Here is a 22,375-nt window from a genome sequence, read left to right on the forward strand (position 1 = left end):
CCTTTATCGTATGATTTGTTTGCGAACTACATTATGTCCCGTTCCGTCGACAGACTTCTCGATGATGATGCCCTTGCTGTTCTTGTCGGCCTTTTTTCCGTCAATTGTATAACGTATGGTATTTTTGCCGAATGCGTCAGATATGGTGTCACTGATTCCCGTTGATGTACCTGAAGTAACCGTGACATTGTCAATCTGCAGCAATCCGCTCTTTGGCTGTGCATCGGTGTAGAACGCAATATGGACATTTTTGCCGGCAAATTCCTTGAGGTCAATAGTCACAGGTTTATAAGAAATAGGCTCTTCATCCTCTGTGAATACTGTGGTAAAGGTGCTCGGGTCGGTTCCTTCACCCACTTTGACGCTGTAGCTTACGGTGTTGGCATTAGCAGAGCGGACAGAGCGCAAGAATGTGAGCGTAGCTCCATTTTCTGGAATTGTCATCATTGGCGATACAATGTAGTCATTAGCTTGCTCGTTAATCATATTTGCATTGAATTTTAGTATGCCTCCTCCGAGATCTGCGAATTTACCTGTGTTGCCGCCTTCTGTCTGCCATTTTATGTTGTCATAGTCGTTGTTGAGAATCGACCAGCCCACCATGCTCTCAAAATCATCAAAGTATATGAGGTTGGATGTGTCAAGAGCCTTGGCGTTGCATTTCAATACAACATCGCCGTTGCTTGTCTTTATGGTAACATCACCGTTCTGTTCGCCCTTGGCTGTCGGAGTGAAGACAACCTTTATGGGTACTACACCATACTGTATGGCATAGTTCCAGCCGTCAGGATCTGATTGTCCGGTGAAAGCACCGTTGCCATTAATGTCGCCCAGCTCCATTTGTGTGTCAGATAGATTGAGAACATTTACTGTGGCTGTTGAATAGTGACCGGGATATGTTTCCGGCATATTGACAGTTTCGCCTTCCCATATAGTAACACCGTTAAGATTGTCAAACAGTTGCAGCTTCAGATGGCTTATGGTGTAGCGGTTTGTCAGTTTTGCCTTGCCGTCACCATTGGTACAGAATGCAAATACCACATAATGCATGCCTGGTTTGAGATAAGTAAGCGCCGGTGTGGCTATTCGGTAGCTTCCGTCAACGCTATCACCCTCTAGAACTTCTGCATATAATGCGTCGTCAATGGTGAACATTGCATAGTCATCATCTGTACCGTCAACAGTGCCTTCCCATCTGAGTACGCCTATCTTGCCTTGAGGAACGGTGAAGAAGCAGCCCAGACTTGAATAGCTTTCAATGCTGTCATTTGGATTGTCGTTGCCATTGTAGGTTGTATTACCATCTACAACGAACGGAATGTCGCGGTCGGAAATAAAGAGGAAGTCGCCTTCATCTACAATTTTACTATAATCGTATGGCGTTTCCACTAAAGCCTTACAGTGAATTGTATAGTCGCCGGCGCTGGTCTGCAGGGTTACATCGCCCTGATAAGTGCCTACGGCATTGGCCAGGAAAGTTATCTTGACAGGAACAGATTCAAACTCGCCTAGTTTGTCTTTAGAAACCGTGGCGCTGAAGTTTGTTGAGTTCTTTATACCTTTAATAATAAGGGAATCACTGCCCTCGTTCTTGATGGTAATCGAAGAATCGGCATCTTCTACAGTGTCAAGATTTAGAAAGTAACGACGCATGTCAAGATTGTCGCTCGAAATTGAGGCATCAGCTGCTTTGTAGTCTACTATTTGATATTTTAGGTCGCGCAAGTAGACATAGTCCTTGCCGTATTTGACAGCTCCGGTGTTGACCATTAAGTCTTTTTTATAACTAAATGAGAGAGTGTGTGATCCAGGTGCTATTTCAACGCTGCCTTTCACGTTCTGCTCGCCTTGTTCGTCGTAAATAACCACATTTTTATCATCACAGTCAACATGGAATTCGTCATAGCTTGAGAAGCGTGGGTCATATACAGCATCCCAGCTTGCCACTACCTTCTTACCTTGTGGAACGGTAATAGTGGCATAGAGAGTTGAAGAGGTCATGCCTTCTCCTTGGTTGGTGGTTACGGCCACAGTTTGCTGTTCGATAGTATCAGTTAGCAGCCAAGGATAATCCAGACTGGTATTATATGTAACAATGTCGCTGCCTTCAGAGGTTATCTTCTTATAGTCAGGCACATCCTCAACATTAGCAACTACGTTTACAGTCTTGTCGCCATTGTCAGTAGATAGCGTAATAGTACCGGTAAACTGTTTTGCCTCTTTAGGAGTGAATTTAATGTTGATAGTAGCTGATTCACCAGAACCGAGGTTGCCGCTCGGATTTTCAATGGTAAGTTCATCACTGGAAACATCAACAACATATTCGGCTGCCTCAGTACCCGTGTTGACAATACCTATGGCTTTCTCAACCGTGCCGCCTACGAAGCAACGGCCGAAGTCGAGTTCGTCTCTGTCGGCAATTATATTAGGCCCTTCACCTTTCTTGAACATCTTGCCGTCGAAGAATATGGAGTTAAAGCCTCCGTCATAATATCCGAAATAGTCGTCATATGCCAATAAGCTGGCGGCAAAGTCCTGACGGAGAGTTATTGTGTTTCTGTCAGAAGACACATCCATTACAAGAGCGTCGTACGATTCCCAATAGCCAATGCCGTACATATCACCGGCTTGGAGAAAAAGATCGTAATCTCCGTCTTTACCGATAATCGCGCACTCTTTATACGGATCGGTCCAATATGAAGGAGTGTTCACTGTGATAGTGTTTGCATCCTTATCCCAAATGCCCGTAATGGTAGATGGTGACGACATATTTATCAAGTTGGTAATCTTAGCCTCGCCGCTATTATCGTCAAGTTGTATATAAACAGGATAAGTCGTCAGTTTGCCGCCTTCAATAAATATATTATCGCCGGTCTGAGGGTCAAACACGCTGTAAGCCCTCATAAGATACTCGTCGCCAGGATAGACGGCTTCAGCTTTTGGAGCAGTGAGCCGTGTGTCAACTTTTTTCTTGGTGAGTTTAACAGGCTGCTCAACAGAGTCTGTCGGCTCATGCAGACGCATAAGTTTATACTTGCCCTGTGCAAATGCAGGCTGGAAGGATAAAAATGACATCAACATAAGTAATAATTGCCATACAGTTACAAAGTGATAATTTTTCTTCTTCATAAGCTATAGATTTTAATGTTATACGTTCGCAAAAATAGAAATTAATGTTTGTCACAATGTTTTTAACAATCATCATTCAGTATAAACATAATGCTTGTTGCATACAGATTATTATATACATTTTTGTATAACATGCTGATAATCAGGCATTATAAAATATACATACAAAATAGAGACAAAAAATGGCTATATATTATTCTGTTGGCTTAAAAAAAGGATTAATATTATGAAACGTTAAAAAATATGTGTATTTTTGCATCGATTACACAGAACGACAATATGCAGAATTCATCCATATTACGATATTTATTCTGCTTGGTTATGGTATTCATGTCCATGATGAGCCTTGCCGGTCCGGCTAATTCCAGTGAAGACACGATGACTGTGAAAAAAGCCGAATCCATCATCACGAGTACCGTGATTCAAAGCAGTTCCCTTGGTATATACTTTGACGCGCTAACTAAACTAAAACAGGTGAAGTCGGCAGAGGAAATGCAACGATATACCTTACAGACTTTGACAGGTTTTGCCTCAATAGCACTCAGCCTTAAGAGATTCGATCTTGCGAACCTACTATTAAGCAGGGCACAACTTTATTGCACAAAGAAAGACAGTATTACTTATTATGAGATTTACTCCGGTATTGCTTACATTGAATTGTCAGAGGGCGGGTTGAAGGCTTCGTATGCCAAACTATTGAAAACACTTGAATTCTACAAGAAAAGAAACATGCACTATCAATACATCGTGACACTCATAAACCTAGCCACGTATTATAGACTTACAGACAACCGGGCTAAAGCTAAGATAATTCTTAAAAACGCCTATAAAGAAACTGTTGCGCATAAGCAAACCTTATTGCAGATAAAAGTGCTGCAGACTCTCTTTGCGTGTGATGATGACAATGAGCTCGACTATAGTCTTATCACCACAGCTATCAGACAGGCACAGGCTAATAATCTCACGCCGTTCTATCCAAAATGCCAGTTGGCACTGGCGCGTTATTATCAAGGTAAACTACAGGATGAACAGGCTTTCGTCGCCTTTGATAAAACCATTGAGTTGGCAAGAAAATACAACGATAATGATTGCTTGATTGAGGCTTTGAGACGTAAGGGTGACATCTATGAGCGCAAAAACAACTACCAACTGGCTTACTATCTCTACCGTCAGGTGCTCACAACAGAGGCACAAGAGGAAGAGAGAAATAAGAAGACCATTCAGGATTTCATGGCCAATACTCAGGATTTGCTAAACTGGTGTGATAAAAACGTGAGAATGGAGCATGGAACGTTTAAGCTGGTAGATGAAGATGGAAACAATGTAACTGGTATATATGTTGCTGTTGGAGCTTTTGTATTGGCCTTGCTTTTGGCTGCGGGCAGGCTCTTGCGTGACAAGCGGAATATGTCTGCAGCATTTGAAGCCGAGAAACTGAAAAACGACGAGCTGAGTTCTTTGCTCAATGATACGGCAAGTAAGGTTGAACGCAATGATGCGCTCATTGCCGAGATGGAGCAGCAGATAAGTTATCTTTTATTGTTCTATAATAATCATAATGTACTACTCGACAAAATTCGCAATGCTGTGCGTTCTTGTTATGGAAAAGATAACTCTGTCAACAATGAGTTGCGTAAGATCTGCGCACAGATTATGGATTATCGGCTTATTCCGATCAGTTCCTGCTTTACTGAAAAGCAAGAGAAAATAATGAAAAACTATCAGGATAAGCTTTTAAGTCTTTATCCAAAATTGTCGAAAAACGAGGTTCTCCTTGCCACCTATATCTATTTAGGATTGAGTACCCATGAAATCTGTATACTTACGGGCAACCAGGCACAGAGTGTCAACATCGGACGTTATAGGTTGCGCAAGTCAATGAATCTCGACCGAGAGGCTAGTTTGGAAGTAGTATTGAGAAATGTCTATCAGCCTTCTTCTCGAACGGATAATAAGAATTGATGTTCATGGAAAATTCCATCATAGAGAATTATTGTTACCCTTTGGCCATCCAACATCTTTATTGAAAATGCATTTTAATGGTATTTAAGGAGTTGAAGATGTTACAGATAGCTCAGTTTCTTAGTTGGGCCTCTCTAAATGATGTAGACATCTTATGGGGCATTTGAAGGCTGTCTGCATTTCGCGCTTATGCATACTAAAATCAGTATTGCCTGCCGATAAATTTCGTTATTTGAGCGATAATGATTACCTTTGCGTACGTAACTTTTCTTGCTAAAATAAATCAATAACTTAAATCTTATGAGAAAATTGTTTTTTTCATGCTTGATGCTTGCCGCATCTCTGTGCCCTTCTGTGGCTCAGCAGGCCGAGACGCTCGGACGCGGACTCGTGGCCGTAAAGACAAAGGCAGGCGTCTATCTGTCGTGGCGATGCCTGACGTCTGACAAAAGCAGTCTGGGCTACGACGTGTATCGTGACGGAGTGAAGGTTAACGCAGAGCCTATAACCGGCAGCACCAACTATGTTGACGCTTCGGGAACGGCCGATGCCAAGTATGTCGTTAAGGCAGTTGACGGCGGACAGGTGGTTGAGGCCACGCCTGAGGCAGCCGTATGGCCTGAAGTGTATAAGAAAGTGCACCTTGACAGACCTGCAGGCGGCACCACTCCCGACGGCGTGGCCTACACATACAGCCCCAACGACTGCTCTGTGGGCGACGTTGACGGCGACGGAGAGTATGAGATAATAGTTAAATGGGACCCGAGCAACTCGAAGGACAACTCGGAGAAAGGTGCCTACACGGGCAATGTGTATATCGACGGATACAAGATTGATGGCACGAAGCTGTGGCGCATAGACCTCGGACGCAACATACGCGCCGGCGCTCACTATACGCAGTTTATGGTCTACGACCTCGACGGCGACGGAAAGGCCGAGGTGGCATGCAAGACTGCACCCGGAACAATAGACGGACAGGGCAAGGCCGTGCTGATGGGCGACGACAAGGTTACCGACGACTATCGCGTAAGCAGCGGCTCGAACAAGGGCATAATAGTATCGGGTCCTGAGTATCTCACGGTGTTCAACGGACAGACCGGCGCCGAGATAACCACCGTTAGCTATGTGCCGCTGCGCTCAGTACGCTCTAACTCACAGTGGGGCGACTCTTACGGCAACCGCTCTGAGCGCTATCTGGCGTGTGTGGCTTATCTCGACGGACAGAAGCCGAGCCTGGTGATGTGCCGCGGCTATTATACGGCATCGTATCTTTGTGCATGGGACTTCGACGGAAAGAACCTTACGCAGCGCTGGCTGCATAAGTCGGAAACTGCCGGCGAAGGCATCTACGGCGAAGGTGCTCATGCCCTTACGGTTGGCGATGTTGACGGCGACGGCTGCGACGAGATTGTATATGGAGCAGCTTGTGTTGACCACGACGGCTCTGTGCTCTACCGTACCGGTGCCGGACATGGCGATGCCCTGCATCTTGGCGACTTCGACCCCGACCATGACGGACTTGAGATATGGATGGTGCATGAGGAAAAATCGGCGGCATTCCCCTGGGACGCAGAGTTCCGCGACGCCAAGACGGGCGATATTCTTTGGGGACAGAAGCAGAGCGGCAACGACATAGGCCGCGGCGTAGTGGCCGACGTGAGCGAGAAGTGGCGCGGATGCGAGGCTTGGGCAATAGCCGACTACACGTCAGGCTCGAAGGCTACGGCAACATACGACTGCAAGGGCAACAAGGTGGCAGACAAGCGTCCGTCGTGCAACTTCCGCATATACTGGGACGGCGACCTCTATGAAGAGCTGCTCGACGGCACAGATATCGTTAAGCGCAACGCCACGCTGACGAGCGATGCCGCAAAATGGAGCCTAGGACAATACAGCAACGCGCAGTCGTGCAACACGTCGAAGAAGACTCCTTGTCTTTCGGCCGACATCCTTGGCGACTGGCGCGAGGAGGTGATACTGTGGGACGGAAGCACAAGCTCTGACCTGCTTATATTCACCACGACGGAAGAAACTAAATACAAGGTGCCATGCCTCATGCAGGACCACATATACAGAATGGCCATAGCATGGCAGAATGTGGCATACAACCAGCCGCCTCACCTTGGCTATTATCTGCCCGACAGATTCTCTACCGATGCATCGCTGCGTGCGGTTAGCGGACAGCTCAACCAGACCGTGGAGCAGGGCGAGGCCATTGAGGCCATTGTTTATGAGTGGAAGAACGCTACGGGCGTGGCTGCAGAGGGACTGCCCGACGGCGTAACCATGTCGGTGGACAACTCTTCAAGGCAGTTTACAATAAGCGGAACGCCTTCGGCCACAGGTACATATAAATATAAGGTGTCTACCACTGGCGGCGAGACCACTGCAACTATAGAAGGAACGATAACCGTGCGCGACAAGATTGTGCTGACGCCGCTGGCATACTATCCGTTCGATGAGATCAGTGCTGGCTCTACTCCCAACACCGTAGAAGGCATGGCAGAGGCCGTTGGCGCGCCGGCATCGGTGCAGGGCATCAAGGGCAACGCCGCACAGCTCGACGGAGCGTCTTACTTCACGCAGATGGCATACAGCCAGATACAGCTCGGCACGGAAGACTTCACCGTGGAATTCTGGATGAAGTCTGCCGACGATGCCGCTTACATATTCCATAAAGGCAGCATAACGGCCAACGCCGCAGCCGGAGCAACAGGCAAGTGGGTTGGTCTGGAGTATAAGAACGGACTGCTGAAGTTTGCCGTTGACGACAATGTAACCAAGAGCGAGGCTTCAGCCGCAGGTACAGCTTACTTCAACGGCGAGTGGACTCACACCGTTTGCGTGCGCGACAGCTATACAAAGACGCTGAAGCTGTATGCCAACGGAGTGCTGATAGCTGAGGCTGCCGATGCCACAGGCGACATATCAGACAACGACGAGCCGCTCACCGTGGGCAATGTCAACGTGAGCCTTAACAACTTCCTTGAGGGCACAATCGATGAGTTCACTATATATAAAGGTGCAATGAGTTCCAACAAGGTTAAGGAGCGCTACAATGAATACATCTCTTCGGGCATTGAGACTGTGCCTTCCGTTCATCCAGCAGACAAGCTGACACTTGTTTCGGCTACGAGCGGCATGGTGGTTGCACGCGGAGTCGGCGCCCCCGAGAACATCACCTCTGGCGTTGCACCGGGTTATTATATCCTGATAATTGACCACGGAACATCGTCGGAAGTGAGAAAGTTTGTCAAGAAGTAAATCATCCCTACAGGCTGTGCCCCCGGTTCCGGCTTTTCCGCCGGCTCGTTTCCGGGGCACAGACCGTGTATAATGTCAATAGGCGCCTGTCTGCCGGCCGTTTCTTTTTCCTTTTTTTGAAACGCCGGCGGCAGGCGTCTCTCTTTCGGCTAAATGTCGGTAGACGGCATGGCCGCTGTTTATGAAAATATGTCATAACCATACTGATGCAGTGGCTTTTACACTGAAAATCAGTTAAAAAGGCTGTTTTTATTTTGCGTTTAGAACTAATTGCCTTAACTTTGCACACTCTTTTATAATTAAGGTAAATAAAATGGCATATTTCTTCACTTCAGAATCAGTATCAGAAGGGCATCCTGACAAGGTTGCCGATCAGATTTCAGACGCAATACTCGACCAGTTCCTGGCTTACGACGACAAGGCCCGCGTGGCTGTTGAGACGCTCGTGACCACAGGACAGGTTGTCATTGCCGGCGAGGTGCGCAGCGATGTGTATATCGACCTGCAGACCATTGCCCGCAAGACGATAAAGAGAATAGGATATACAAAGTCGGAATATCAGTTCGACTGGAATTCTTGTGGTGTGCTCAACGCCATACATGAGCAGAGCGAGGACATCAAGCGCGGCGTTGACCGTCAGGACGAAAGCGAGCAGGGGGCCGGCGACCAGGGCATGATGTTCGGATATGCCTGCAACGAAACAGAAAACTACATGCCGCTGTCGCTCGACCTGGCGCACATGATAATGCGCACGTTGGCCGACATACGCAAGGAAGGCAAGCTGATGACATACCTGCGCCCTGACTCAAAGAGCCAGGTTACGGTTGAATACGACGACAACGGCGAGGCCCGCCGCATAGACACTATCGTGGTTTCTACACAGCACGACGAGTTCGACTCTGACGATGATGCCATGCTGGCACGTATAAAGGAAGACGTGAAGAATATCCTCATGCCGCGTGTCAAGGAGCAGATTCACAGCGAGAAGGTGCTTGCGCTGTTTGACGACGACATCAAGTATCTTGTCAACCCGACAGGAAAGTTTGTTATCGGAGGTCCTCACGGTGACACTGGTCTTACAGGCCGCAAGATTATCGTTGACACATACGGAGGCAAGGGCGCTCACGGCGGAGGCGCGTTCTCGGGCAAAGACTCGAGCAAGGTTGACCGTTCGGCTGCCTATGCCGCACGCTATATAGCCAAGAATATGGTTGCTGCCGGCGTTGCCGACGAGATGCTCGTGCAGATAAGCTACGCCATAGGTCAGGCAGAGCCTGTCAGCATATATGTAAACACTTACGGCAGAAGCCACGTAAGCCAGTCGGACGGCGAGATAGCTGAGGTTATCAAGAAGATGTTCGACCTGAGGCCGAGAGCCATAGAGCGCGACCTCAAGCTGCGTCAGCCTATCTACAGCGAGACAGCCGCTTACGGACACATGGGCCGCAAGTATGAAAAGGTGATGAAAACCTTTGAGAGCCACTACCACGAGACAAAGACCATCGAGGTGGAACTCTTCACATGGGAGAAGCTCGACAAGGTAGACGAGATAAAGAAAGCATTCAGACTGTAAAGTCCATATGCATGGAAGATGTGTCAGAACACATAGGCGTTGCGCGTGTGCGCATGCCGTGTCTTGACACATCCTCTTGTTATATATAAACTAACAATGTAGGGCAGATAATAAAAGATGACAGAGCTTCAGGCTGATTCGACGAACGTACATGAAGAAGTAGTGCCGGCCGAGCCGCTGAAGGCGGAGACACCGGCCAAGGTGAAACACCCGTATGAGGTGTTGCAGCAGTTGCCTGCTGACGCCACTCCGGCCCAGCAAGACTCTGCCATACAGTCGGTGTTCCATGTTGAGAACACTCATCTGAGCACGCGTCCCGACACGCTCCATCTGCCCGGACACGACAAGGGCAAGAGCGCGAAGGACATAAGCCTGCCGCAATACTACAAGCAGAACTTCTTCTCAAACGACTCGATGTATCATCCCGAGCTCGACGGCGGACGCTACGGCGTGGCCGGCGACCCTGTGCCCTACACCATAAGAGGCGACAACACCATCACCGCCTTGCTTCTGGGATGCTTTGTGCTGGCTCTTATAGCATTTTCCAAGTCGCGCAGGTTTCTTTTCAGGCAGACCAAGAATTTCTTTTATGAGCCCAGGACGCTGACCACCGAATTTTCGGAGACTACCAACGAGCTGCGTTTCCAGTCGTTCCTCGTGCTGCAGACGTGCTTGCTGTTTGCGATAGTGTCGTTCCTCTATACACAGGATTGCGTTGCCGACACTTTCATTCTCTCGTCGCAATATCAGCTCGTGGCCATCTTCTTTGGCGTCTTCGTTGGCTATTATGCCCTCAAGATGCTGATTTACTGGTTTGTCAACAGCGTGTTCTTCGGCAAGAAAAAAAGCACAAGATGGCTCAAGTCGTTTTTGTTCATCACGTCGTTTGAAGGCGTGGCTCTTTTCCCTCTCGTGATGCTTCAGTCTTATTTCGACTTGTCTATACAAAACGCAGTTTTTTACGTCGCTTTTGTTATAGTTCTAGTGAAATTACTGCTGCTTTACAAGAGTTATGTAGTGTTTTTCGGGCATAAAACCTTTTTTTTGCAAATAATTTTGTACTTTTGTGCCCTTGAAATTATGCCCTTGCTATCATTGTGGGGTGTTCTGGTAATGATTGTAGACTATTTAAAAATAAATTTTTAGGGTATTTACTGATGGTAAGAAAGATATTGATCTCACAGCCCAGACCAAGTAGCGAGAAGTCACCGTATTTTGATATGGAAAAAGAATACGGAGTAGAGTTGGTGTTCCGTCCTTTCATAAAAGTTGAAGGACTTTCTTCAAAAGACTTCCGCCAGCAGAAGATAAGTATTCTCAACTATACGGCTGTTGTGTTCACGTCGCGTCATGCGATCGACAACTATTTCAAGCTTGCCAAGGAAATGAGGCTTGAAATACCTGAGACGATGAAGTATTTCTGTGTAACTGAGACTATAGCTCTGTATATCCAGAAATATGTGCAGTATCGCAAGCGCAAGGTGTTCTTCGGAAAGACCGGAAAGATAGACGACCTGCTGCCCACGATGATAAAGCACAAGACAGAGAAGTATCTCATCCCCATGAGCGACGTTCACGACGACAGCGTGAAGACTCTGCTCGACTCGAAGAAGCTCAACCACACGGAGTGTGTGATGTACCGCACCGTAAGCAACGACTTCACAGAGGAAGAGATAAAGACATTCGACTACGACATGTGCATCTTCTTCAGTCCGTCGGGAATCAATGCCTTCAAGGGCACCTTCCAGGACAGCAAGAACAACAATGTTATTGTCGGCACATTCGGCCCTGCCACAGCTAAGGCTGCCCACGACGCAGGACTGAAGGTGGAATTCGAGGCACCTACAAAGGAGCATCCTTCAATGACAAGTGCCTTGAAAGACTTTTTGGAGAAGAATAAATAAAGATACAAATAAAATATTATGTCGGCATCCGGTGTTCTGACATTCAGGAAAGAAGAGCGGATATGCAGAAAGACAGAGATAGACAAGCTCTTCAATCGCGGAGGCAGCCGCTCGATGGCTGCGTTCCCTGTGAGGCTTGTGTATCTCAAAACCGATGCCGAGGCAGGCGTGCCTGACGTCAGAGTGCTGGTGAGCGTGTCGAAGAAATGCTTCAAGCGTGCCGTGAAGCGCAACAGGGTGAAGCGGCAGCTGCGCGAGGCTTTCAGGCTCAACAAAGGCATTCTGTACGAGCAGCTTGAGCAGCAGGAAGGCACGGCTCTGCTTATTGCTCTGATTTGGATAGACGACAAGCTGTGGCCAACCTCCGAGGTTGAAAAGAAGGTGGTAAACCTTATGCACCGGCTGTCGGAGAAAATAGAGAGGCAATGAGAAGCATTCTTAACCATATTTCCAGAATATTGGTGTGGCTGCTGTCATTGCCTATCGTGTTTTATCAGCGTTGCATTTCTCCCTTCACTCCGCCTTCGTGCAGGTTTACGCCCACGTGCTCTGAATATGCACGCCAGGCCTTGAAGAAGCACGGACCGATAAAGGGGCTGGCGCTTGCCATATGGCGCATACTGAGATGCAACCCTTGGGGCGGAAGCGGCTACGACCCCGTGCCATAGTCTTAAGGCTGCCGCTGTCGGGGATTATGGCGTATGGGCATCCTGCGGCCGTGCCGTGCGGCATCAGGCTTTGAGCCGCAGCTCATCTGAAAGAAGCCGGTGCGGCTTTTATATGTTTAACGAACAAAAAATAAAGAAAAATACGATGAATAAGAACTTTGTAGAAGAATTGAAATGGCGTGGCATGCTGAGCCAGATAATGCCGGGTACGGAAGAACTGTTGCAGAAAGAGCAGGTTACTGCTTATCTGGGCACTGACCCGACAGCCGACTCGCTGCACATAGGCCACCTCTGCGGCGTGATGATGCTGCGTCACCTGCAGCGCTGCGGACATAAGCCGCTGGCACTCGTGGGCGGTGCAACAGGTATGATAGGCGACCCTTCAGGCAAGAGCCTTGAGCGCAATCTGCTCGACGAGGAGACTCTGCGTCACAACCAGGAGTGCATAAAGAAGCAGCTCGCCAAGTTCCTTGACTTTGAGAGCGACGCTCCCAACAGGGCAGAACTTGTAAACAACTACGACTGGATGAAGGACATGGGCTTCCTGCAGTTCGCGCGTGAGGTGGGCAAGCACATCACCGTAAACTACATGATGGCAAAGGAGAGCGTTCAGCAGCGCCTTAACGGCGAGGCACGCGACGGCCTGTCATTTACCGAGTTTACCTATCAGCTGCTCCAGGGCTACGACTTCCTGTATCTCTATCAGCACAAGGGCTGCAAGCTGCAGATGGGCGGCAACGACCAGTGGGGCAACATGACTACCGGAACCGAGCTTATACGCCGCACGCTCGGCAGCGAGGCTGAGGCTTACGCGCTGACATGTCCGCTGATAACCAAGGCCGACGGCAAGAAGTTCGGCAAGACAGAGAGCGGAAACATCTGGCTCGACCCGAAGCGCACATCGCCTTACAAGTTCTATCAGTTCTGGCTCAACGTTAGCGATGACGACGCAGAGCGCTACATCAAGATATTCACCAGCCTTGACAAGGAGACCATCGACGCCCTCGTTGAGGAGCACCGTCAGGATCCGGGACGCCGCACGCTGCAGCGCCGCCTGGCTGAAGAAGTAACCGTTATGGTTCACTCTCGCGAGGACTACGACGCAGCCGTTGAGGCTTCTAACATACTGTTCGGCAAGTCGACAAAAGACAGCCTGCTGAAACTCGACGAGCAGACATTCCTCGACATCTTTGAGGGTGTGCCCCAGTTTGAGGTTTCAAAGGATAAGATAGGCCTGCCGGCTGTAGAGCTGTTCACCACAGAGGCTGCCGTGTTTGCCAGCAAGGGCGAGATGCGCAAGCTCGTTCAGGGCGGAGGCGTGTCGCTCAACAAGGAGAAACTGGCCGCTTTCGACCGTGAGATTACTTCAGACGACCTCATCGACGGCAAGTATCTGCTCGTTCAACGTGGCAAGAAGAACTATTTCCTCATAACTGTGAAATAATTTGTCGGCAGTGCGTTCTTGAAATGTCAAAAGGCTGTCCGACAGGGCTTTTGCGTAATAAAAATGCAAAACTTGCGGCCTTTTACATTCAAAAAATAAGAAAAAATTTGGTAGTGGCGTAAAAAACCACTACCTTTGCACCCGTGATTGTCCAATGGTGTAATGGTAGCACAACAGGTTTTGGTTCTGTTTGTAGTGGTTCGAATCCGCTTTGGACAACATTTTTAAATATTATTCATATAATAATCGCACCTTTCATAACGTAGGGGTGCGATTTTTTTGTTATCTTTGCAAGCAATTAAAGGGCAGCCCCCGTATGCTTCATTCACACCGGCTTTTTTGTCGGACTCAGAATTGTGCCTGCCGGGGCGGGCCGGATTATGTGGTGAAAGCTTCAGGCCGGCGTGCGGCGCAGCTTTCACATTGTATAGAATACAGTCTTCATCAAAAAACAATTAGTTTAAAAACAAATACATTTATGAAAACAAATTACGAAATCCGCTATGCAGCGCATCCGGAGGATGCAAAGAACTATGACACCAAGAGAATCCGTCGCGACTTCCTTATCGAGAAAGTGTTTGCGGCTGACGAGGTAAATATGGTTTACTCAATGTACGACCGCATGGTTGTAGGCGGTGCAATGCCCGTTAACGAGGAGCTGAAGCTCGAGGCTATCGACCCGCTGAAGGCCGACTACTTCACAACACGCCGTGAGATAGGTATCTTCAACGTAGGCGAGGGCGAAGGCGTCGTTAAGGTTGGCGACGAGACATTCACTCTCGGATTCAAGGAGGCACTGTATATTGGCCGCGGCGACCGCGACGTGTTCTTCAGCAGCAAGGACGCGCAGAAGCCGGCTAAGTTCTACTTTAACAGTACAACAGCCCACAAGGAGTATCCTTGCAAGAAGGTTACAAAGGCCGATGCCGTTGTTGCCCACATGGGTTCGCTCGAGATGAGCAACGAGCGCGACATCAACAAGATGCTAGTTTCTCAGGTTCTGCCCACATGCCAGCTGCAGATGGGTATGACAGAGCTTGCAACAGGCAGCGTCTGGAACACTATGCCGGCTCACGTTCACAGCCGCCGCATGGAGGCTTACTTCTACTTTGAGGTGCCCGAGGATCAGGCCGTATGCCACTTCATGGGCGAGATAGACGAGACACGCCACATCTGGATGAAGGGCGACCAGGCTGTTCTGTCTCCCGAATGGAGCATCCACAGCGCGGCTGCCACTCACAACTACACCTTTATCTGGGGTATGGGCGGCGAGAACCTCGACTACGGCGATCAGGACTTCTCTAAGATTACGGATTTGAAGTAAATATATTTCAGTAGTTAAAGAAGTTAGAGTTGTTAAAGGAGTTAAAGCCAAATGCACTTATAGGCCGTTTAGTTTGAACACAGACAGAATGACAATAAGCAACAAGACATTTGACTTTAACTCCTAAGCTCACGGCAGTGAGCGGTAACTGCTTTAACTACTATAACTCCCTATAAAAGAATAAACACCCATGGATACATTTTCAAAGAGATTTTCACTTGAAGGAAAAGTGGCACTGGTTACAGGAGCCGCTTACGGAATAGGCTTTGCCATTGCTGAGGCTTATGCGCAGGCCGGCGCAAAGATTGCGTTCAACTGCCGCTCACAGCACCATATGGACCAGGCTCTGGCCGACTATAAGGCTAAGGGCATCGACGCCAAAGGATATATCTGCGACGTTACAAAAGAAGACGAGGTGAAGCAGATGGTGGCCGACATAGAGAAAGAACTCGGCACAATAGACATCCTCGTAAACAACGCCGGCATCATCAAGCGCATACCTATGACAGAAATGTCGGTTGAAGACTTCCGTCAGGTTGTCGACATCGACCTCAATGCGCCTTTCATCGTGTCTAAGGCTGTTATTCCTGGCATGATAAAGAAAGGCCACGGCAAGATTATCAACGTCTGCTCAATGATGAGCGAGCTTGGCCGCGAGACAGTGTCTGCCTATGCTGCAGCCAAGGGCGGACTGAAGATGCTCACACGAAACATCTGCTCAGAGTTCGGCGAGCACAACATACAGTGCAACGGTATCGGTCCGGGCTACATCGCCACACCGCAGACTGCACCGCTGCGCGAGCGTCAGGCCGACGGCAGCCGCCATCCGTTCGACAGCTTCATCGTGTCTAAGACTCCTGCTGCACGCTGGGGCACACCTGAAGACCTCATGGGCCCGGCAGTGTTCCTTGCATCAGACGCCTCTGACTTCGTAAACGGTCATATCCTTTACGTTGATGGCGGTATACTTGCTTACATCGGCAAGCAGCCTTGATAAAAGATTTTATAGTTAAATAATAGTTTTTGGGGGACTGACATAAACGTTGGTCCCCTTTTTTGTTTATCATAAGTATTCGGTCGGATTTTGTTCGCTTTATTGCAGGCACTTTTATAATTGGCTATGCCGAGGTTAAAGGAGTTAAAGCAATTAGAGTCAAATGCCAACGTAGTGCTTGCGACAAGAAACAACAAGGCTATTGGAGACTCCAAGTAGTGCAATGTAGGGACAGCACTGCACCTAGGGTGCGTCCCTACAATGATTATCGAGAAACGCTGTTTAATTAGACTGTGCTTAACTTTGTTAGCGCTTATCTCCTTGTGCCAATAGAAACAAAAAGAAGGGCTGAACGCATGGACGTACAAAATAGATAAATCTATGTGTGGTTGATGGCCGATAGGGGGTATATAATCATTTTTATACCACTCGTAAGGCCATGAAATAATTTAGTTTATAAAAACGCGCTGAAAATCGTAACATTTTTATCCTGTTTTGCTTTCAGACACAGATATTATAGTCTGTTTCGCTGCTTTTTGTTAAGCTAATTATATATGTTTTGTTTCAGACTGTTAGTGGCCCGTTTTTGCTCCGTAACTGGGCCACTTTTTGTGCAAAAGTGGGCCGTTTTTTATCCTTAAACAATAGACTTTTCAGGCGAGTCTGCACATATAATCCTGCATGGCAGATGCTGCGGCATTATTTTCATGTACGGATTGCTGATTCTAAGCCTTAAATCATATTCAGACTTTTGCATATTTTTCATAATTTTCAGCATCAGTATTCCTTACCGGCAGCCATAGCTACATGACGTGCTGAGACATGATAATATGTCTGCATGAAAACAATGTAGAAACTAAGTTGGATATGCTTCCTTATATAATTAATAAGGTATAAGGATTTTTCGTTGTATATCTCTTACCAAGAGATAGAATTCCGATGCAAATATATGAACAAATACTAATATCTGCAAATGATTTAATGATTTTTTTTTCAAAAACGTTGAAAAAAGCATTAATAACAATAACTATTGACAAAAAGAGCTGAAAATCCCGATAACAGCAAGGTTTCAGGGCATATGTCTATCTCTTGGTAAGAAAGAGCGGGTTTTTAGATAATCCAAAAATAATTATATATATAGTTTTTAATTAAATTAGTTTATCAAATGAAAAGAAAAATTTTCAGTTCTTTGCTTCTTGTAGCGTTCCTATGCGCTTCAATGAGCATGTTCGTTTCTTGTAAAGACTATGAGGATGACATCAATGCGAACAAAGATGACATCACTGCTTTACAGAATCAGTTGGCTGACTTGCAGACTACACTGTCAAACGAGTTGAGCAGTGTAAGAAGCGAGTTTAATACTCAAATCTCTGATGCCAAGGCTCAGCTCCAGGCTGCCATCGATCAGAAAGCTGATCAGGCTACTGTAACTGCACTCGAGGCAAGAGTTGCTACTCTGGAAGGTGACCTCGCTGCTAAGGAGGCTGCTTTGAACGCAAAAATTGATGCTGTAAACGAAGCTGTTACTGGTCTTGACGGAAGACTTGAGAGCGTTGAGGAAGCTTTGGCTACAATCACAGCCATGACAGGTGACTTCGAGGAACTTCAGAAGACAGTTAATGACTTGAAGGGTAGAGTTGAGGCTCTTGAAAGCCTTGACATCGCTACTATCGCAAGAGAGGCTGTTGCAAAGGATCTCGAAACTCAGCAGAAGGCTCTTGAGGATTTTAAGCAGCAGATTGCTGACGCTGACTATCAGGGACAGATCGACAAACTGAAGGATCAGATTGAGGCTCTGCCTACAGCTGACGACCTGAAGGATCTTGCCGACAAGCTTGAGGCTTATGACATTGAGAACATCGAAAAGAGAGTTTCTGCAGCAGAGGAGGCTATCGCTGAACTTCAGAATTCTTTGTCTGACTATGCTACTGTAACAAGCGTTGATGAGCTTGAGAAGGCTCTTCAGAAGCAGATTGACGACCTGAACAACCTTATCAGCGGTGAGGGTGGTCTTAACGACAACATCAATACTCTTACTGTTTTTGTTGAGAAACTGCTGAACAGCATTTCTCTCGTTCCAGATCTTTATGTTGGTGGTATCGAGGCTGTTGAGTTCCGTGTACTGAGCTATGTTCCTGTTGTTCCTGGAACAAGCGGTACCGGTGAGCTTAAAATTGCACCTGTCTATGTTGACAACGGTCAGACGACAGCTACTTACAGACTTAACCCAAGCTCTGTTAAGGAAGAGAATATTGATGCAGAGAATATCGACTTCGTTGCTGCTACAGCTGAGGTAAGAGCCGTGCTCGATAACTCTCCGGTTGCTTTCAACGGTATCGAAAGCTTTAAGAACGGTCTTATGACTGTTAAACTGAAGAAGACTACAACAGGATCTCTTGATCTTGGCAACAACAAGACTTACATCGTTGCTCTGAAGGTTCCTCGTTTCAACAAGGATAATACTACAACAGACATCTATTCTGAGAACTCTCGTCTTGTAGAAACTACATTCAGACCGAGAATAGCTAAGCTTGCTTGGAACGCTTCTGACGCTCAGCATCACTATGCTGACAGCACAAGCATCTGGAACTCTAAGGTTGACAACAACGAGCTTGTTACTACAGAGGTTTACTACAATGAGACAAAGAATCTTGCTGAGCTCGTAACAGGTTGCTACCTGAACGGAGCTGACAAGCACACTCAGATTACAAGAGATGAGTTGAAGAAGTATGGCATTGCTTTCCGTTTTGCTATTCCTTCAAAAACTTACAACACTGCAGCTTCAAACGGAACAGACCAGCAGAAATTTGCTACTGTAACTCCTGAGGGTGTTATTTCTTCAAAACTTCCTGATGGCGTAACTAACAACATGGCTTGCGTAGGCAAAGAGCCTATCGTTCGTATCATGCTTTGCGATACAGTAAACAATAATCTTCTTGACGAGCGTTATATGAAGATTAAGTGGTCTCAGAAGATGCTTGATGACGTAACTCTTGATGACAAAGCAGATAACTTCGTTCTTGGTTGTAATGATGTTAAGGCTGAAATGACATGGGATTGGCTGATTACTAAAGTTTATGCAAAGGTACAGGCTGAAGGTCTTGATCAGGCTACATTCGAGAAGATTTATCCTGCTGATAAAATTGAATGGAATGCAAAGAATACAAATGAAGGTACTGTAAAGGATATTCTTGAATTCAAGACTACTACTAATGAGAACGGTGACGCTCTTGCTGCAACATGGGTTCTGTCTCCTGACTTTATTGGTAATGTTACTAATGAGAAGGATCAAAAGAAAGTCTTCAAAAAGGAGATAATATTCAAGTCTACAATGCCGGCTCAGTATCCTGACCTGAAGATGGAATGGACAATTACAATTACTCTGCCTGAGTTACCAGCTATCGCCGGTTACTTCGATACATATTGGTTCGAGAAGTATAACACTTATGATGTGCTGCCTGTTCAGTATGGTACACCTGCACAGACAGAGAATAAGGTAAAATATTACAACAACCTTACAAGTGCATTCGGTTATACATCAGAGTGGGGTAAAGGAAATAACTTCTTCATCAAGAATATGACAGAATGTGGTTCTTGGGATTTGCAGTTCTCTGTAGTACAGGAACATATAAGTGGATATTCTGTTCTTAATAAGAATCTGGATGATGCTGGTATAAACAATGATGATTTCAACGGTTATATGTTGAATAACGGAAGTTATGTTTCTGCTCGTCTGAAATGGGAGAATGGTAGAACACAGTCTTGGGGAACTTCATATGATACAGAGTCAACTCCTTACCTGTTTGTTCCGAGAAGAGAGGATGCTTGGAACCTGATCAACCCGCTTGCACAGGCTGACGAAAAGGGCATTCCTGCTAGAACTCATGACAAGAAGATTAATATGAGCGTATGGGCTAAGATTAATGGTCATAACAAGGTTCTCGTTAAGAAGTATGATGTATGCCTCATAGCTCCGATCCGTGTAGACGCAGTATCTAAGGGCGGTTTCGAGGAAGGTATCGTAAACGGTTCTGTAGTTGACGCTGGCAAGCTTGTTTCAATAACAGACTTCCGCGGATACGCAGTGGCTAAGACAGCTATCGGCAATCCTACTGAGTTTGAGAAGTATGCCGTACAGCTTTGGAACTACTATGACGTTAAGTCTATTGAGTTCCATTTGGACAAGGCTAAGTATACATTGGCTGTTAACGATGGTAGCGTTGTTGCAAACAATGACCTGGCTTATGCTGACGCTATGACAGCTTCTAAACTCTCTGAGCTTACAAACAAAGCTGTTGACCTGTCACTGAGCCAGAGCGGCAACAACATTGTCTTCAAGAACAATGGTGGTTCTAACGTAGAGGAAATGTTCTATGTTTACGTTCCTGTAACAGTAGAATATGCATACGGTAAACTGACAGAGTATGTCAAGATACCTGTTTATCCTCGCGGTCAGGTGCCTGCATCTGTAAAAAGACGTTAAGGAGTGATGCTACAGATGACTTTGAATAAAAGGAATCTGAAAGGAAAATAAAACTTCAATCGGGAGCGCTCCTTGTAATTGAGGGGCGCTCCTTTTAAAAATAATAAAGTTTCTATGATTAAATCAGCTAAATATGTCGTAATGGCCTTGGCCCTGATTATTGTGGCTTCTTGTGGCGATAAGAAGAAAAAGGAGACTATCTTGCCGGCAGATCCACGTATGGACCAGCAGATGGTTCGTACAAGCAAGGACACCATGATGCTGCTCGACATGACAAAGAAGTTCTTGGAAACTTTGAAGAACAACGACATCGACGGAGCTATGAGCCAGCTGTATGAGGTTAAGGACAACAAGGTGATGCCTCTTTCGGAAGAACGCTCAAAGGAGATACGCAAGACTCTTACCACATTCCCGGTATTGTCTTACAAGATAGATGAACTTCTCCTCTATAGCGACAGCGACACCGAGGTGCGTTACACGATCGAGTTTTTTGAGAAACCTAAGGGCGACAACCGTCCTAACACGATAAAATGCTCGGTTAATCCGACACGTGTTGGCGGCAACTGGTATCTCACCATTGCCAAGGTGGCTCAAGAGAATAATTATAAGAACAATTGAAAAAATTAAAACCATTAGCTATGCGTTATTTAAGTTTATTATTGGCCGCAGGTTTCCTGTTTATGGGAAATCCCGTGTCAGCTCAGGAAAGCGAACCTGAGTACGAGTTCAACAGGCATTGGTTTGTAAGCGTTCACGGCGGTGCCCAGTATACATTGGGCGAGGCCTCTTTTGGCGACTTGCTTTCTCCTACGGTTCAGTTAGGTGCCGGATATCAGTTTACCCCGTGGTTTGCCACACGTCTTTCTGTAGGTGCTTGGCAGAGCAAGGGCGGCTGGAACGGATACATGCTGGACGGCAAGGCCGTAAACACTACGTATAAGTACAACTATGTAGCCCCCGGCATTGACTTTATGTTCAATCTGTCTAATGCCATCTGCGGTTACAACCCAATGCGTCTGTTCAGTGTTACAGCTTTCATCGGCGGCGGTGCAAACATCGGCTTTGGTAACGATGAGGCCAACGAACTGGCCAACGCAGGCTATGACATGCGCTACGTGTGGAGCGGCACAAAGGTTCGTCCCGTAGGCCGTGGCGGTCTGTCGTTCGACTTCCGCGTTAGCGACCGCGTAAGCCTCGGCATCGAGGGTAACGCAAATGTCCTCTCTGACAAGTACAACTCAAAGAAGGCAGGCAATGCCGACTGGTACTTCAACGCTCTTGCCAGCGTTACAATCCGTCTGGGCAAGACCTACAAGAAGAAGGCTACCCCGGCTCCGGAGCCTGTAGAGCAGACTATTGTAGAGCCTGTTGTTGAAGAGAAGCCGGTAAGCGAGCCCGTTGTAGAAGAAGTAAAGGACGAGGGCATGAAGCGCGACGTATTCTTCACGATAAACTCAAGCGTTATCCGTGAGTCAGAGCGCGAAAAGGTAGTGGAACTTTCTAAATATTTAAACAATCATAAAAATGCAATTGTCGAAATAACAGGCTACGCCGATGCCGGAACAGGTACTGCTGCTATAAACAGTCGCCTGTCTTCTGAGCGTGCGGAGGCTGTTAAGAAGATGCTTAC

General features: G+C 47.0%; 14 protein-coding genes and 1 tRNA gene. 14 read left to right on the forward strand and 1 reads right to left on the reverse strand.

All coding sequences use genetic code 11. The features are described 5' to 3' along the window. Positions 1–3: 3 nt before the first annotated feature. The gene (locus ACU52_RS10440; protein WP_147630842.1) at positions 4–3,129 is read right to left on the reverse strand and encodes an Ig-like domain-containing protein; all 3,126 of its coding nucleotides are present in this window, start codon (positions 3,127–3,129) and stop codon (positions 4–6) included. Positions 3,130–3,450: 321 nt separating this feature from the next. Between ACU52_RS10440 and ACU52_RS10445 the strand changes: the two genes are divergently transcribed. From ACU52_RS10445 to ACU52_RS10505, 14 genes are all read left to right on the forward strand, one after another. Then, the gene (locus ACU52_RS10445; protein ID WP_147630843.1) at positions 3,451–5,091 is read left to right on the forward strand and encodes a tetratricopeptide repeat protein; all 1,641 of its coding nucleotides are present in this window, start codon (positions 3,451–3,453) and stop codon (positions 5,089–5,091) included. Positions 5,092–5,391: 300 nt separating this feature from the next. Then, positions 5,392–8,355, forward strand: a complete 2,964-nt coding sequence (locus ACU52_RS15145) for a rhamnogalacturonan lyase family protein (protein ID WP_053398737.1) — start codon at positions 5,392–5,394, stop codon at positions 8,353–8,355. 313 nt (positions 8,356–8,668) lie between these two features. Continuing rightward, positions 8,669–9,928, forward strand: a complete 1,260-nt coding sequence (metK, locus tag ACU52_RS10455) for a methionine adenosyltransferase (protein WP_053398738.1) — start codon at positions 8,669–8,671, stop codon at positions 9,926–9,928. Positions 9,929–10,045: 117 nt separating this feature from the next. After that, positions 10,046–11,074, forward strand: coding sequence for a DUF4271 domain-containing protein (locus ACU52_RS10460; RefSeq protein WP_021853514.1), 1,029 nt, complete (start codon positions 10,046–10,048; stop codon positions 11,072–11,074). 11 nt (positions 11,075–11,085) lie between these two features. Beyond that, positions 11,086–11,832: a uroporphyrinogen-III synthase gene (locus ACU52_RS10465; protein WP_053398739.1), complete on the forward strand. Its 747-nt coding sequence runs from the start codon at positions 11,086–11,088 to the stop codon at positions 11,830–11,832. An 18-nt stretch (positions 11,833–11,850) separates the two neighbouring features. Further along, positions 11,851–12,261 carry a ribonuclease P protein component gene (gene rnpA / locus ACU52_RS10470; RefSeq protein ID WP_021853512.1) on the forward strand — a complete coding sequence of 137 codons (411 nt, stop codon included), beginning with the start codon at positions 11,851–11,853 and terminating at the stop codon, positions 12,259–12,261. Beyond that, positions 12,258–12,500, forward strand: a complete 243-nt coding sequence (gene yidD, locus ACU52_RS14820) for a membrane protein insertion efficiency factor YidD (protein WP_082335251.1) — start codon at positions 12,258–12,260, stop codon at positions 12,498–12,500. Before rnpA ends, yidD begins: the two co-directional genes overlap by 4 nt. A 145-nt stretch (positions 12,501–12,645) precedes the next feature. Further along, on the forward strand, positions 12,646–13,944 hold the full coding sequence (gene tyrS, locus ACU52_RS10475) for a tyrosine--tRNA ligase (protein WP_021853510.1): 1,299 nt from the start codon (positions 12,646–12,648) through the stop codon (positions 13,942–13,944). 148 nt (positions 13,945–14,092) lie between these two features. Beyond that, positions 14,093–14,163: transfer RNA gene (locus ACU52_RS10480), tRNA-Gln, on the forward strand. 259 nt (positions 14,164–14,422) lie between these two features. Beyond that, entirely contained in the window at positions 14,423–15,268 is an 846-nt protein-coding gene (gene kduI, locus ACU52_RS10485; protein WP_021853509.1) for a 5-dehydro-4-deoxy-D-glucuronate isomerase, read from the forward strand. Positions 15,269–15,458: 190 nt separating this feature from the next. Next, complete coding sequence (locus ACU52_RS10490) at positions 15,459–16,262, forward strand: gluconate 5-dehydrogenase (protein WP_021853508.1); 804 nt, start codon at positions 15,459–15,461, stop codon at positions 16,260–16,262. A 1,165-nt stretch (positions 16,263–17,427) separates the two neighbouring features. Next, positions 17,428–20,745, forward strand: coding sequence for a coiled-coil domain-containing protein (locus ACU52_RS10495; protein WP_147630844.1), 3,318 nt, complete (start codon positions 17,428–17,430; stop codon positions 20,743–20,745). Positions 20,746–20,859: 114 nt separating this feature from the next. Further along, positions 20,860–21,363: a hypothetical protein gene (locus tag ACU52_RS10500; protein WP_147630845.1), complete on the forward strand. Its 504-nt coding sequence runs from the start codon at positions 20,860–20,862 to the stop codon at positions 21,361–21,363. Between the two features lie 20 nt (positions 21,364–21,383). Further along, the coding region (locus ACU52_RS10505) for an OmpA family protein (protein WP_082335253.1) at positions 21,384–22,375 on the forward strand (992 nt) is incomplete at its 3' end.

Origin of the sequence: Xylanibacter rarus (assembly GCF_001275135.1) — a bacterium.
Taxonomy (GTDB): domain Bacteria; phylum Bacteroidota; class Bacteroidia; order Bacteroidales; family Bacteroidaceae; genus Prevotella; species Prevotella rara.